Here is a 14155-nt window from a genome sequence, read left to right as displayed (position 1 = left end):
AAAATCAAAAAAAGGTGTTGAATTTGATTAGATGACGATGGACAAATTGTGAATTTATTGATATTATCTTTATAAGAATCCTTTCAATCTGATTAGGTTTCAGCTGAAGGCTTATGGAGGTGTAGGGCATGAACGAGAAGAAGACGGTTACGCGTATGCAAAATCGTTATATTAAAGATAAAGAAACGCTTAATAAAGCTAGAAATAGACGCCGTGTTGCCCTAGCCAGAAGACTAGCTGTACTTCTTGCTGCCATTGCCGTTGTTTTTTCTGCTCTCTTCGTGCTTTATACGAAGCAAACAATGCTTTTACAGGACAAAAAAGCTGAAAAAGTGAAAGTGGAGAAAAAACTTGCAGACGCTAAGCTGGAGGAAAAACAGTTGAAAGGTGAAATTAGCAAGCTGCATGATGATGATTACATCGCAAAACTTGCTCGCAGTGAGTATTATTTATCGAAAGAAGGGGAAATCATCTTTAATACTCCGACTGAAAAGAAAAAGGAAAAATCTGAGTAAGCGCCTGTTCGATCCAAGTCAGGTGTTTGACACGTTTTTTTAAATCGTTATAATTAGGCTGTATAGAGTGAAAATTTAAGGAGGAAGCTTTTTTTTATGTCGATCGAAGTAGGCAACAAAGTACAAGGGAAAGTTACAGGGATTACCAATTTTGGAGCGTTTGTTGAGCTGGAAGGTGGAAAAACCGGTTTAGTTCATATTAGTGAAGTCGCAGATAATTATGTAAAAGATATTAATGACATTTTATCGGTTGGGGATGAAGTAACGGTAAAAGTTATGAACGTCGGAGATGACGGTAAGATTGGTCTTTCAATCCGCAAGGCAGTTGATCGTCCACGTCCAGAACGTAACTATGATCGGAAACCGAAGTATAACAAAAAACCAGCTGCTCAGTCCAAACAGCCTGAAGATTTTGAAGACATAATGGCTAAATTCTTGAAAGATAGTGACGAAAGATTGTCGACTATCAAGCGCCAAACGGAATCAAAACGTGGTGGCCGTGGAGCAAGACGAGGCTAAGCGTATATTCATAAACGAAACGGTAAGGATGGGCATTTTACCCATCCTTATTTTGGAAGAAAGGTTTTTAGAATGGATGAATTTTCAAGGCGTGTCGAAAACTTTATTCTAAAGCATGATTTAATCCGGCCAGATGAGAAATTGCTTGTGGCAGTTTCCGGAGGACCGGATTCTTTCGCGTTGTTGCACTTTTTGCTTGAGCGCTATAATGGGAACGTGAGTATTGCGCACCTTGATCACGCGCTTCGAGTGGAAAGTGTTGATGAAAAAGAATATCTAGAACAGTTTGCGAGGGAACGCAATGTGCCATTTTATAGTAAGCGAGTTGATATCAAGAAACTTCAAGTGGAGATGAAGATGAGTTTTGAAGAAGCAGCGCGCTATGCGCGCTATGCGTTTTTTGAAACGGTGGTTGCGGAACAAGGCTTTGATAAATTAGTTCTTGCACATCACGCAGACGATCAAGTGGAAACGATTTTGATGAGGCTTGTTCGTGGGAGCTTCGGGAGCGGGTATGCAGGTATGAGAGCGATTCGTCCGTTTAGTTCAGGGAAGCTCATTCGTCCGTTTCTAGAAGAGACGAAAGAAACGATTTTGACTTACGCACAGGCGGCGGGGCTACACTATTTTGTGGACGAAACCAATGACAGTCCGCTTTATACGAGGAATCGTTACCGACGTGAACTTGTTCCTTTCTTAAAAAGAGAAAATCCACGTGTATCAGAACATTTTGCGCGTTTTTCGGTTGAATTGCAGGAAGATATGGATTTTTTGGATGAACTTGCTCAGCAAAAGTTTGCGGAATTTGGCGAAGTGAAATCAAGTGGAGTTGAACTTCAAATTTCCGGGATAAAAAGTGCGGCCTTTCCTTTACAACGCCGCTTAATTCATTTACTATTAAATTATCTGTATAAAAACGGTGAAATGAAGGAGATTTCTGCAAGACATGTCGAAGAAATTTTAAAGCTTGTCGAAAGGGATAATCCTTCTGCAAAATTAAACTTGCCGAACGGAAGAGAAATCCGTCGAGTTTATGAGCGGATTGAGGGACTCTTTCCCGTGGGACAGAAAAATCAAGAGTTTTATCATCAGATGGAAATCGGAGACCGAATTGTTTTGCGCGATGGTTCGGAACTCAAGATGCGTCAAAAAAGCGCAGGTGTGGAAACATCTGGATTAGATGGCATCATTGTAGATGCAGAGGAAGTGACGCTTCCGCTCATCATTCGAACACGCCTTCCTGGCGATAAAATGAAGCTAAAGGGAAGCGGCGGCACCAAAAAGATAAAAGAAATTTTGATTACGGAAAAAGTTCCCCGTCATTTGCGGGATAGCATTCCGATTGTGACAGATTTTACGGGACGAATTTTATGGATTCCCGGCATCAAGAAATCAAATCAAGATACAAAACCGAGTCGCGAAAAAAAACAGTATATTATTAGATACCGCAAAAATTTAGGAGGAAAAATGAGTATGCATGACGATATTCAGAAAGTGCTGATCAGTGAAGAGAAAATTCAAGAGAAAATTCGTGAACTTGGTGTGGAGCTAACAACGGAATATGAAGGACGAAATCCGCTTGTGATCGGCATTTTAAAGGGAGCAACTCCTTTTATGACAGATTTACTGAAACGAATAGATACATATCTAGAAATGGATTTTATGGATGTTTCTAGCTATGGAAATGGGATGGTTTCTTCTGGAGAAGTGAAAATCATCAAGGATTTGAATACTTCTGTTGAAGGAAGAGATGTTCTGGTTGTAGAAGATATTGTGGATAGTGGCAGAACACTTAGCTATCTAGTAGAGATGCTTAAATATCGTAAAGCGAAGTCAGTTAAACTTGTGACATTGCTTGATAAACCAGAAGGACGAAATGTTGATATTCATGCTGATTACGTCGGTTTTGTTGTTCCCAATGAATTTGTTGTTGGCTATGGTTTAGATTTTGCGGAAAAATACCGTAATCTTCCTTATATTGGAGTTTTAAAACCAGAAATTTACGCAGAATGATTTCTATTTCACTTTCTATTCTTTTTTCGGTAAAATGTAGAAAAGAAGGTTGATTTTAACGTGAAAGAAATTGCCTACAAAACCGTGCAAAATAGTAGGCAAGGCGAATTCGTTGTGCTATGATTAGTCATAGTTTTTCAGTTAACATACTTATTTGTAAGTTTAAAAAATATTAATTCATGAATCTTCGTAAGAGGTTACAAACTCGGATGTGTTTTTCGGAAAAATCTAGGGAAAGGTACTAGTGGACCGCTCCTTTGAAAAACTTTTGAAACGATTAGTCCAGGCTCTTGCGTGGGAGGAGGTAAGGAATGAACAGATTTTTTAGAAATGCGATATTTTATGTCATAATTTTTCTCGTGATTATCGGGATTGTTGCTTCCTTTAATACCAATAAAGAGGCTGCGAAAGATATCAGCTATAACGAATTTATGACGAAGCTACAAGATGGGGATGTCAAATCATTTACGATTCAACCCGATCGAAGCGTTTATACTATTGAGGGAGATTTTAAGTCTTCTGATAGTTCAAAAGAAAAATCTTCAGGTTTAGGACAAAATAAAAGTGATACAGCTTTTACAACGTATGCCATCAACAGTGATTCACTGTTAAAAGAAGTTCAAACGGCTGCGGATGACAATAAAACTAAAATGGAAGTAGTTCCAGCTAAGCAAAATAGTGGCTGGGTAACATTCTTCTCTTCCATTATTCCATTCTTGATTATCATCATTCTGTTCTTCTTCTTAATGAGCCAATCGCAAGGCGGTGGCGGTGGTAAAGTGATGAGCTTTGGGAAAAGCAAAGCGAAACTTTACAATGATGATAAGAAGAAAGTCCGTTTTACAGATGTAGCGGGTGCAGATGAAGAAAAACAAGAACTTGTTGAAGTAGTTGAATTTTTGAAAGATCCACGTAAGTTTTCTGATCTTGGAGCACGTATTCCAAAAGGGGTGCTTCTTGTTGGACCTCCAGGAACTGGTAAAACGCTCTTAGCTCGTGCTGTTGCAGGCGAAGCTGGCGTACCATTCTTCTCGATCAGTGGTTCTGATTTTGTTGAAATGTTTGTCGGTGTCGGTGCAAGCCGTGTCCGTGATTTATTTGAAAATGCGAAGAAAAACGCGCCATGTATCATTTTCATCGATGAAATTGATGCAGTTGGTCGTCAGCGTGGAGCTGGTATGGGCGGCGGTCACGATGAACGTGAACAAACCTTAAACCAACTTCTTGTTGAAATGGATGGTTTTGGTGGAAACGAAGGAATTATCATTATCGCGGCAACAAACCGTGCAGATGTTCTTGACCCAGCTCTTCTTCGTCCAGGACGTTTTGACCGTCAAATTATGGTTGATCGCCCAGATGTTAAAGGACGTGAAGCGGTACTTCGTGTTCACGCAAGAAACAAACCACTTGCGAAAAGTGTTGATTTGAAAGCTATCGCACAGCGAACTCCAGGGTTCTCGGGTGCCGATCTTGAAAACTTACTGAACGAAGCCGCGCTTGTGGCTGCTCGGGCAGATAAGAAGCAAGTTGATATGAGTGACATTGATGAAGCAACTGACCGGGTAATTGCCGGACCAGCGAAGAAAAACCGCGTGATCTCACCAAAAGAACGACGCGTTGTGGCTTATCACGAAAGTGGGCATACAATCGTTGGGATGGTGCTAGATGAAGCGGAAACGGTTCATAAGGTTACGATTGTCCCACGTGGACAGGCTGGCGGTTATGCTGTTATGCTTCCAAAAGAAGATCGCTTCTTGATGAGCAAACCAGAATTGCTTGATCGGATTACTGGGTTACTTGGTGGTCGTGTTGCCGAAGAGATTACATTTGGCGAAGTAACGACTGGTGCAAGTAATGACTTTGAACGGGCAACTGAGATTGCTCGTCGGATGGTTACTGAATGGGGTATGAGTGATAAGATTGGCCCGCTTCAGTTCACTTCTGGAAACGGACAAGTCTTTATGGGACGCGATTTTGGAAACGGACAAGATTTCTCAGATAAAATTGCTTATGAGATTGACACGGAAGTTCAAAGCATTATTCGTTACTGCTATGACCGTGCTAAAAATATTATTCTAGAACATCAAGCGCAACATAAACTGATTGCGGAAACATTGCTTGAAGTTGAAACACTTGATGCGCGTCAAATTCGTTCCTTGTTCGATGATGGGGTTATGCCTCCAGATCTTGATAAGGAAGCTCAAGATGAGTATCCTTCTGAGAAGGAAGAAAAAACTGAAACTGAAGATGCGAAATCGTTTGTGGAAGAGAAAGAGGATGCGAGCGCGGAAGACAAAGTTGACCGCGAAGAAGCAACTGAAAAATTCGAAGCAGAGGATAAGGAAATTCAGGAAGAAACGAATTCGGATGCTGATCAAACTCCAACTGTGGATGATAGCAAAGATAGCAAGAAAGATAACGAATAAATGTGAAGGGCTAGGTCGAGAAATCGGCTTAGTCCTTTTTAAACCAAACAGATTAATCGACAGTTGGATTCGCTTAATGATATGATACGAGAGATCTCTAGAGAAAGTAGGACGATTCATGATTTTAGTGATTGATGTTGGAAACACAAATTGTACGCTTGGCATTTACCGGGAAGACAAGCTGGTGCAGACATTTCGGATGGCGACGGATAAGGCGAGAACGGCAGATGAGCTTGGGATGCTAGTTTTAGGCTTCTTTCAGCAAGCCAGGCTTAAACCGGCTGATGTGCACGCCATCACCATTTGTTCGGTTGTGCCGCCCGTCATGCATGCAATCACGACAATGTGTCGCCGCTATTTCGAGATTGAACCGCTTGTTGTTGGACCGGGAATCAAGACGGGACTCAATTTGAAAGTGGATAATCCGCGCGAAGTGGGAGCAGACCGAATCGTGAATGCTGTTGCAGCGATTCATGAATACGGGAAGCCGGCGATTGTTGTGGATTTTGGAACGGCAACCACTTTTTGCTATATTGATGACAAAGGCATGTATCGTGGCGGAGTGATTGCACCGGGGATTATGATTTCGACGGAGGCGCTTTATACGAAAACGGCAAAGTTGCCACGGGTCGACATCACGGAACCGGAACATGTGATTGGTAAGTCAACGGTCAGCGCGATGGAAGCTGGGATTTTTTATGGCTTCATCGGGCAGTGTGAGGGCATCATTCGAGAAATGATGCGTGAAACGGATTCGAAGCCAACGGTAGTTGCAACTGGAGGGCTTGCGCGGTTCATTACCGAGAAGTCTGAACTAGTTGATGTAGTAGATCCCTTCCTTACACTAAAAGGGTTGAACTTGCTTTATCAGCGAAATAAATCTTAAGGAGATAAGAAATATATGAGTGATTATTTAGTAAAAGCTTTGGCTTATAATGGATATGTTCGAATTTATGCGGCAGTGACAACGGAAACGATTCGTGAAGCACAAGAGCGACACGATACTTGGCCGGTGGCTTCAGCTGCGCTTGGTCGGACGATGACTTCGACTTTATTTTTGGGTGCGATGCAAAAGGAAAACCAAAAGATCACGACGAAAGTAGAAGGAAATGGCCCGATTGGGACGATTATTGCGGATGGTGACACGGAAGGAACGATTCGCGGTTATGTGATGAACCCGCATGTTAACTTTGAGGAATTGAATAGTGATGGCAAGCTTGATGTTAGGCGCGGTGTTGGAACTGAAGGGATGCTTTCTGTTGTGAAAGACCTTGGTTTTGGTGAAAACTTTACTGGGCAAGTTCCGATCGTTTCTGGTGAAATCGGTGAGGATTTCACTTATTATCTAGCAAATTCGGAGCAAGTGAATTCTTCGGTTGGGGTTGGCGTGCTTGTGAACCCGGATACGAGTATTCGCGCAGCTGGTGGGTTTTTGGTGCAGCTGCTTCCAGGTGCTGATGAAGCAATTATTGAAGAAATTGAACGGAATTTGGCAAGTTGTCCAACTGTTTCCCGTATGATTGATAGTGGCGAAACTCCGGAAGATATCATCGCACATCTAGCAGGTGGGAAGGAAAACGCGCAGATTCTTGAAAAATTGCCAGTGAAATTTGAGTGTAACTGCTCGAAAGATCGCTTTAAAACAGCAATTCAGTCGCTTGGTAAAGATGAAATTCGCGCGATGATCGCAGAAGATCATGGTGCAGATACGGAATGCCATTTCTGCAGACGTCACTATGAATTTTCGGAAAGTGATCTTGAAGAAATTTATCAAGAAGCTAAATAATGAATTTGAAAAGTTGTTCAGATTATCTGGACAGCTTTTTTGTAGGAAAACTTTAAATTTGACAAAAATACTCGGAATTAGATAAAGTAAGAATAGAAACGAATGTGAGGAGCGAGGTAAATGAAAAAAATTGTAAATTCGATTACGGAATTAATTGGACAAACACCAATTGTGAAACTAAATCGCTTGCCTGAGGCGGGCAGCGCTGATGTTTATGTCAAACTAGAATTCCAAAATCCTGGTGGTAGCGTGAAAGACCGGATTGCCAATGCAATGCTTGAAGAAGCAGAAAAAGAAGGTGTGATTAAGCCCGGCGATACGATCATTGAACCGACAAGTGGGAATACTGGGATTGGCCTAGCGATGGTTGCGGCTGCAAAAGGCTATAAGGCGATTTTTGTGATGCCAGACACGATGAGTTTAGAACGTCGCAAATTGCTTCAAGCTTATGGTGCTGAGCTTGTGTTAACACCTGGAGCTGAAGGGATGAAAGGTGCGATTGCCAAAGCTGATGAATTAGCGCAAGAAAATGGTTACTTTATTCCACAACAATTCCATAATCCAGCTAATCCTAAAGTTCATGAAGAAACGACGGGACCTGAAATTGTGGAAGCGTTTGGTAAAGACGGACTGGATGCCTTTATCGCAGGCGTTGGAACTGGTGGAACGGTTACTGGCGTGGGTCATGTGCTTAAGGAAAACTATCCTGATGTGAAAATTTATGCGCTTGAACCGGAAGAATCTCCCGTTTTAAGTGGTGGCGAACCTTCTCCGCACAAAATTCAAGGAATCGGTGCAGGTTTTGTTCCAGATACGCTAGACACGAAAGTATATGACGAGATACTAAAAGTTTCAAGTGAAGATGCGATTGAAACAGCTCGCGAAGTAGCTAAACAAGAAGGGATTCTTGCGGGAATTTCCTCAGGAGCCACGATTAAAGCGGCGCTTGATTTGGCGAAGGGACTTGGCGAAGGGAAAAAAGTTCTAGCTATTGTCGCAAGTAATGGCGAACGCTATTTAAGTACACCCCTTTATAACTTTGAATGACTAAATAAGAGAAAGTAAATAATTTTCTTAGTGAATTTTAATGATTTCCACAGCAAGAACACTTTTTTGTTAGGTAAGATGTATGTATAAGCTAACAACAAGCAATTTTCATTCTTTCCCTTTTTTGAATGAAAATCCCAAAACTCCCTTTTGACCAATGTGGTTTACTCCCTTTTTCCACATTGGTTTTTTATGTGCAAAAGGTTGAAAGGTTGAATGAGGAAATATTTTTCTTTTTCTTAGTGAATTTTCATGAAACACAAAGCAAATTTTATTCTTCGAACGATAGAATATATGTATAAGCTAACAACAAACAACTTTTTCATTCTTTCCCTTTTTTGAATGAAAATCCCAAAACTCCCTTTTTGACCGATGTGGTTTACTCCCTTTTTCCACATCGGTTTTTATATGCCCAAAAATCTAAGAGAATTCTTTTATTTTCTTAGCGGTTTATTATAGAATTCCAAGTTCATTTTATTCTAAGCAGGTTAAGATGTATTTGTAAGTTAACAACAAACAAAACTTTTTCATTCTCCTTTTAAGAAGAATGACTATCCAAACTTCTCTTTTGGTTGATGTGGTTTTCCTTCCTTTTTCCACATCGACTTTTTTCTGTTCAAAATGAAAAAAAGTTTTTTTGATTCTTAGTAAACTTTCATAGAACTCCAAGCAGACTTTTTTCTTAGGTGGTTAAAATGTATTTATAAGCTAACAAACAAGCAAAACTTTTTCGTTTTCTTTCTCCCAAGAAATGAAATCCCAAAACTCCCTTTTTGACCGATGTGGTTTTTCCTCCCTTTTTCCACATCGGTTTTTTTGTACAAAAATGAAGGAAAGTTTTTTTATTTCTTAGCAAATTATCATAAAATTCCCAGCTAGTTTTATTCTAAGCTGGTTAGAATATATGTATAAGCTAACAACAAGCAAAACTTTTTCATTTTCTTTCTCCCAAAAGAATGAAAATCCCAAAACTCCCTTTTTGATCGATGCGGTTTACTCTCTTTTCCGCATCGGTTTTTTTGTGTCTGGAATTTGAGAGTGAAAATGAGGAATAGGTGTATCAGATTTGCTATAAATGGCTTGGGAAGGATTGCTCAGTAAAACGCTTTCTTTTTTTGTAAAAACTAGCGTAAAGTTGCTTAGTTTTTGCTATAATAACGATGAGGTGAGCGGAATGAAAAAAATGTGGACCAAAGATCACCCAAGTATGGTGATGGGAATTTTAAACATGACTCCAGATTCGTTTTCTGATGGAGGAAAATACATAGAGCTTGAAAAAGCTGTGGAACATGCCATTCAAATGGCGGCTGATGGCGCAGAAATTATTGATATTGGTGCTATTTCAACACGGCCAGGTCATGGACCCGTTTCTGTGGACGATGAGAGAAAGCGTCTTTTGCCTGCAGTTCGAGCAGTTCGAGCAGCGCTTCCGGATATTTGGATCTCCGTGGATACTTGGCGAAGTGAAGTGGCTGAAGAAGCGGTTCTTGCTGGTGCTGACTTTTTGAACGATCAGTGGGGCGCGAAGTTTGATCCGCGGATGGCAGATGTGGCAGCCAAATATCAAATTCCAATTTGCTTGATGCATAATCGTAAGGACCAAGCGTATACAAACTTTATGGAAAATGTGAAGGAAGACTTGCTGGAAAGTATTCAGATTTGTAAGGATGCAGGTGTTCCGGATGAGCTTATTATTCTTGATCCTGGTTTTGGTTTTGTGAAAACTAAAAATCAAAATCTCGAAGTTTTGCGTCGTGTGGATGAGCTCGTGGATTTGGGTTACGAAGTGCTTCTTGGAACAAGCAGGAAAGGGACGATCGGATGGGTGCTGGATCTTCCATCAGACGAGCGTGTGGAAGGTACGGGAGCTACGGTGGTTTATGGAGTTACGAAAGGTTGCTCGATTGTGCGTGTGCATGATGTGTTACCGGTTGCTCGGATGGTTAAAATGACGGATGCGATCACTGGGAAAGTGGTTTTGGATGAGGAGAAGGGATGAAAACATTGGATAAAATTTATATGAATGAACTGAGTTTTTATGGGTATCATGGTGTTTTGCCGGAGGAAAACAAGCTGGGACAAACATTTCAAATTTCACTTGTTTTGCATCTGTCAACGAAGAAGGCAGGGGAAACGGATAGTGTGGAAGATACGGTGAGCTACGCGGATGTGTATGAGACGGTGAAGGCGGTTGTGGAAGGGAAGCGGTTTAAGTTGATCGAAGCAGTCGCGGAGACTATTGCGTCGGAGGTTTTGACAGGTTATCCACTTCTTTCGCGGGTAACTGTCAAAGTGGTGAAGCCGAACCCGCCGATTCCTGGCCATTATCATTCGGTTGCAGTGGAAATTGAACGGGAGCGTGCTTTGTGATGAAGACAGCTTATCTTTCGCTTGGAACAAATATGGGGGATCGCTTGCAAAATTTGACGGATGCTGTGCAAATGCTAGCGGCGTCAAGCGGAATTTCTGTTATAAAGGTTTCAAGTGTTTATCAGACGGATCCGGTTGGTTATGAAGATCAAGATATCTTTTTTAATATTGCGGTTGAAGTTGCGACAAGTCTTTCACCAGATGAATTGCTTGAGCGTTGTCTTGCAATTGAGCTTGAACTTGGACGTGTTCGTTTGTTCAAGTGGGGACCGCGTTTGATTGATATTGATGTTTTGTTGTATGAAGATGTTGTGATGGATACAGAAAAGCTTAAAATCCCACATCCTTATATGAAAGAGCGTGCTTTTGTCATGATTCCTTTGCGAGAAATTGCTGAATCTGTGGCTATTGACTATTGGTGCGAAGATTTGATTGCTGGGCAAACGGTTTTAAAAACAGATTTTCAAGTAAAACTGTAAAAAATGGCTTGCGAATCTTTGAATCTGTGTTAACATATCACTAGCGCATGAATAAGGAACTTTTTGGAAAAAGGAAGGGGTTTTTAAATGTTTCAAATTGGTGATGTGGAGATTAAGAATCGCGTGGTTGTTGCACCGATGGCCGGCATTTCAAACTCTGCGTTTAGGCTTACGGTAAAAGAATTTGGTGCAGGCCTTGTTTGCTGTGAAATGATCAGCGACAAAGGGATTGCTTACCGCAACAAGAAAACAATTGATATGCTTTATATAGATGAGCGTGAAAAGCCGCTTAGTTTGCAAATTTTTGGCGGCGAAAAAGAAACGCTTGTTGAAGCAGCGAAATTCGTTGCTGAGAATACGACAGCAGATATTATAGACATCAACATGGGTTGCCCAGTGAATAAAATTATTAAGTGTGAAGCTGGGGCGAAGTGGTTGCTTGATCCGAATAAAGTGCATGATATGGTCAAAGCCGTTGTGGAAGCCGTGGATAAACCTGTGACGGTTAAAATGCGAATCGGCTGGGATGACGAACATGTCTTTGCAGTTGAAAACGCACTAGCTGCGGAAAGTGCAGGGGCATCTGCTGTTGCGATGCATGGTAGAACGCGTGTGCAAATGTATGAAGGAAAAGCGAACTGGGATATTCTTCGTGATGTGAAGCAGGCTGTTAAGATTCCGTTTATCGGAAATGGTGATGTGAAAACGCCTGAAGATGCGAAGCGGATGCTTGAAGAAACAGGTGTTGATGGTGTTATGATCGGACGCGCGGCACTTGGTAATCCGTGGATGATTTACCGAACGGTGAAATATCTGGAAACAGGCGAGCTTCTTCCTGAGCCGGAACCACGTGAAAAAATCGAAACGGCTTTGCTTCATCTTGACCGTCTCGTAGCTTTAAAAGGTGAAAATATCGCGGTTCGAGAATTTAGACAACATGCGGCTTACTATTTGAAAGGCGCTCGTGGAAGTACACGTGCAAAAGTCGCGGTTAATCAAGCGAGTGAAAAAGAAGAAATGGAAAAAATTCTGCGTGATTTCGTTGCGCAATATGAGCAAAAAACGTTATCTAAGCAGTCTTAATACATGGAAAAGTTGTCTGAATTTAAATTTAGACAACTTTTTTTCGTTTTAGGCTAGAAAAAAGAGGGGGTTTAAGCGTATAATGGAAGCATCTGTAGATATTGAAAAGAATAGGAGTGTCATGACATGAGTCACGAAAATCACGAAGAATTAAACGACCAGCTGATTGTTCGCCGTGAAAAAGTGGATACACTGCGTGCTGAAGGCGTCGATCCTTTCGGCGGAAAATTTGACCGTACGGCAAGTCCGGAAGAACTGGAAGAAAAATATAAAGATAAATCGAAGGAAGAATTGGAAGAAGCAGACATTGAAGTATCCGTTGCGGGACGAATCATGACCAAACGTGTCAAAGGAAAGGTCGGCTTTACGCACATCCAAGATCGCTTCCATCAAATTCAAATTTATATTCGTAAGGATAATATTGGTGAAGAGGAATATGCAATTTTTAAACAAGCCGATTTAGGAGATATCATTGGAATCAAGGGGACGGTATTTCGAACAAATACGGGCGAGCTTTCAGTAAAAGCAACGGACTTTATGATGCTTACAAAAGCGCTTCGTCCGCTACCGGATAAATATCATGGCTTGAAAGATGTAGAACAACGTTATAGACAACGTTATTTGGATTTAATTACTAACGAGGAAAGCCAAAAACGTTTTGTGATGCGTAGCCAAATTTTAAAATATACGCGTGACTACATGGATGACCATGGCTACTTAGAAGTGGAAACACCAGTACTTCACACTGTTGCAGGTGGTGCAGCAGCTAAACCGTTTATTACGCATCATAATGCACTTGATATGGATTTGTATTTGCGTATCGCACTTGAACTTCACTTGAAACGTTTGATTGTGGGCGGCATGGATAAAGTGTATGAAATCGGACGGGTATTTCGGAATGAAGGGATTTCAACACGTCACAACCCTGAATTTACGATGCTTGAGTCTTATGCGGCATATGAAGACTTTGAGGACATCATGAACTTAGTGGAAGGTCTTGTTTCTTATGTGGCTGAAAAAGTAACTGGGGGAACGACGATTACTTATGGGGAATATGAAGTGAATCTGGCGCCAAAATGGAGAAGAGTTCACATGGTTGATGCCGTTAAGGAATATACGGGCATTGACTTTTGGAACGTTACAACGGAAAAAGCGCGTGCGCTTGCGAAAGAACATCGTGTGGAAATTACGGAACATATGACTTATGGACACATTTTAAATGAGTTCTTTGAAACGTTTGTTGAAGAAAAATTGATTCAGCCAACTTTTGTTTACGGGCATCCGATCGAAATTTCACCACTTGCTAAACAAAATAAAGAAGATGGCAGATTTACGGATCGATTTGAACTCTTTATTGTAGGTCGCGAACATGCGAATGCATTCTCGGAATTGAATGATCCGATCGATCAAAGAAAACGTTTTGAAGCTCAAATCGTTGAGCGGGAACAAGGAAACGATGAGGCACATGAAATGGATGAAGACTTCCTGACTGCTCTAGAACAAGGGCTACCACCAACTGGTGGACTTGGAATCGGAATGGATCGCTTGATTATGCTTTTAACGAACGCTCCTTCAATTCGTGATGTACTGCTATTCCCAACGATGAAACATCGGGACTAATACGATTTAGGCGGCTCTTGCGGGATTAAAGTTTGTGTGCTTGCGCTTCTAAATTTTGCTGTTATAATAAAGGTATTCAAATGAACGAAAACGTAGATGGGAAGAAGTACAAAGCGGGAAACTTAAAGAGAGAGTCCGGTGAGCTGGGAAGGACTTAGTGAAACGACTTTGGAAATGCATCCTGGAGTTCTTGCGGGAAATAAAGTATCGCAAGACGGCGCAGGCCGTTAGAACTAGTAATGAGGTGGGGCTTTTTTTGAGAAAAGCTCAATCAGAGTGGAACCGCGCAAGGCGTCT

12 protein-coding genes and 1 other annotated feature (1 of these 13 only partly in view) are annotated in these 14155 nt (G+C 41.3%); all 12 genes read left to right on the top strand.

Annotation, left to right across the window (positions count from 1 at the left end):
* Nucleotides 1–128 precede the first annotated feature (128 nt).
* The 12 genes from UR08_RS09225 (at nt 129) to lysS (ending at nt 13858) form a co-directional block, all read left to right on the top strand.
* Nucleotides 129–515 carry an FtsB family cell division protein gene (locus tag UR08_RS09225; RefSeq protein WP_115753358.1) on the top strand — a complete coding sequence of 129 codons (387 nt, stop codon included), beginning with the start codon at nt 129–131 and terminating at the stop codon, nt 513–515.
* A 96-nt stretch (nt 516–611) separates the two neighbouring features.
* Entirely contained in the window at nt 612–1034 is a 423-nt protein-coding gene (locus UR08_RS09220; RefSeq protein WP_115753357.1) for a S1 domain-containing RNA-binding protein, read from the top strand.
* A 72-nt stretch (nt 1035–1106) separates the two neighbouring features.
* Complete coding sequence (gene hpt, locus UR08_RS09215; protein WP_115753356.1) at nt 1107–3047, top strand: hypoxanthine phosphoribosyltransferase; 1941 nt, start codon at nt 1107–1109, stop codon at nt 3045–3047.
* Nucleotides 3048–3358: 311 nt separating this feature from the next.
* Nucleotides 3359–5473, top strand: coding sequence for an ATP-dependent zinc metalloprotease FtsH (gene ftsH / locus UR08_RS09210; RefSeq protein ID WP_115753355.1), 2115 nt, complete (start codon nt 3359–3361; stop codon nt 5471–5473).
* Nucleotides 5474–5591: 118 nt separating this feature from the next.
* The gene (locus UR08_RS09205; RefSeq protein WP_115753354.1) at nt 5592–6359 is read left to right on the top strand and encodes a type III pantothenate kinase; all 768 of its coding nucleotides are present in this window, start codon (nt 5592–5594) and stop codon (nt 6357–6359) included.
* 15 nt (nt 6360–6374) lie between these two features.
* On the top strand, nt 6375–7259 hold the full coding sequence (gene hslO, locus UR08_RS09200; protein ID WP_115753353.1) for an Hsp33 family molecular chaperone HslO: 885 nt from the start codon (nt 6375–6377) through the stop codon (nt 7257–7259).
* Nucleotides 7260–7379: 120 nt separating this feature from the next.
* The gene (gene cysK, locus UR08_RS09195; protein WP_115753352.1) at nt 7380–8306 is read left to right on the top strand and encodes a cysteine synthase A; all 927 of its coding nucleotides are present in this window, start codon (nt 7380–7382) and stop codon (nt 8304–8306) included.
* A gap of 1174 nt (nt 8307–9480) precedes the next feature.
* Nucleotides 9481–10305, top strand: coding sequence for a dihydropteroate synthase (gene folP / locus UR08_RS09185; protein WP_115753770.1), 825 nt, complete (start codon nt 9481–9483; stop codon nt 10303–10305).
* A 5-nt stretch (nt 10306–10310) separates the two neighbouring features.
* A complete protein-coding gene (folB, locus tag UR08_RS09180) occupies nt 10311–10676 on the top strand; it encodes a dihydroneopterin aldolase (protein WP_115753769.1) in 366 nt (121 codons plus the stop codon).
* A complete protein-coding gene (gene folK / locus UR08_RS09175; RefSeq protein ID WP_115753350.1) occupies nt 10676–11155 on the top strand; it encodes a 2-amino-4-hydroxy-6-hydroxymethyldihydropteridine diphosphokinase in 480 nt (159 codons plus the stop codon). The genes folB and folK overlap by 1 nt, the downstream gene beginning before the upstream one ends.
* Nucleotides 11156–11242: 87 nt before the next feature.
* Complete coding sequence (gene dusB, locus UR08_RS09170) at nt 11243–12238, top strand: tRNA dihydrouridine synthase DusB (protein ID WP_115753349.1); 996 nt, start codon at nt 11243–11245, stop codon at nt 12236–12238.
* 126 nt (nt 12239–12364) lie between these two features.
* The gene (lysS, locus tag UR08_RS09165) at nt 12365–13858 is read left to right on the top strand and encodes a lysine--tRNA ligase (RefSeq protein ID WP_115753348.1); all 1494 of its coding nucleotides are present in this window, start codon (nt 12365–12367) and stop codon (nt 13856–13858) included.
* A gap of 84 nt (nt 13859–13942) precedes the next feature.
* Nucleotides 13943–14155: a binding site (T-box leader), on the top strand; it runs 5 nt beyond the window's last position.

The sequence above is a fragment of the Listeria kieliensis genome (assembly GCF_003369925.1).
In the GTDB taxonomy this organism is placed as follows: Bacteria; Bacillota; Bacilli; order Lactobacillales; family Listeriaceae; genus Listeria; species Listeria kieliensis_A.
This window is presented reverse-complemented; position numbering and strand designations above follow the sequence as displayed.